This window comes from Cupriavidus sp. 10L43_2 (assembly GCF_056395265.1).
On sequence record NZ_JBFTJE010000043.1, the window covers coordinates 1 to 1,245 of the forward strand.

Consider the following 1,245-nt stretch of genomic DNA (forward strand, 5'->3'; position numbering starts at 1 on the left):
CCCTATCCGTGCAGCATTTCGGCGCCCAGGGCGGCATGCCGGACAGAAAAGCAGTCGAGGAGTTGCTGTCATGAAGAAACACGGAATGTTAAACAGCCACATTGACAAAGTATTAGCCGATCTCGGGCATACAGACCTCATCGCGATCGCCGATGCGGGTCTCCCCGTCCCAGACGGTGTCCCTAAAATTGATTTGTCCTTAACGGCGGGCGTTCCCGCCTTTCAGGACGTGACCAGCCTGGTGGCCGGGGAGATGGAAGTCGAAAAGGTGATAGCCGCCTCCGAAATCAAAGACGCCAATCCTGAGAATGCAAGTTTTCTAGAAAGCTATTTCTCAGAGCGGACAATCGAGTACATGCCCCACGAAGAATTCAAACGGCTCACACAGAAAGCAAAAGCCGTCATCCGAACGGGTGAAATGACACCATACGCCAACTGCATCCTGCAGGCGGGAGTGATTTTCTAGAAGGAAGGGATCCAGCATGCACATCGGCATGACAGACATTCATAAAGCATTCGGGAAAAATCAAGTGCTCTCCGGCGTCACATTTGAGCTCCTGCCGGGAGAAATCCACGCTTTAATGGGAGAAAACGGAGCGGGTAAATCGACTTTAATGAATCTGCTCACCGGACTGCACCGCCTCGACAAGGGAAACATTACGATAAACGGAACAAATATGACCTTCTCAAATCCAAAAGAAGCCGAAAAGCACGGAATCGCCTTTATCCACCAGGAGCTGAATATATGGCCGGACATGACGGTGCTTGAAAACCTGTTTATCGGCAAAGAGCTGACGACGGCATTCGGCGTTTTGGAGACGAAGAAAATGAAAGCGCTAGCAAAATCACAGCTTGAAAAACTGGGAGTCTCTCTGCCTCTTGACCGGGAAGCCGGACAATGTTCCGTCGGCCAGCAGCAGATGATTGAGATTGCTAAAGCGCTGATGACAAACGCCGAAGTCATCATTATGGACGAACCGACCGCGGCGCTGACCGAACGGGAAATCAGCAAGCTGTTTGACGTAATGACGGCGTTAAAGCAAGACGGCGTTTCAATTGTCTATATATCGCATCGAATGGAAGAGATATTTTCAATTTGCGACCGGATCACCATTATGCGGGACGGCCTCACTGTCGATACGGCGCATTTAAAAGATACTAATTTTGATGAAGTGGTCAAAAAAATGGTCGGCCGGGAGCTGACTGATCGGTATCCGACACGCACACCGTCACTCGGCGATAAGG

General features: G+C 50.6%; 2 protein-coding genes. Both read left to right on the forward strand.

Annotation, left to right across the window (positions count from 1 at the left end; genetic code table 11):
* The coding region (rbsD, locus tag AC1DEL_RS27495; protein WP_477159240.1) for a D-ribose pyranase at positions 1 to 466 on the forward strand (466 nt) is incomplete at its 5' end.
* A gap of 16 nt (positions 467 to 482) precedes the next feature.
* On the forward strand, positions 483 to 1,245 hold a 763-nt coding region (locus AC1DEL_RS27500), incomplete at its 3' end, for an ATP-binding cassette domain-containing protein (protein WP_477159241.1).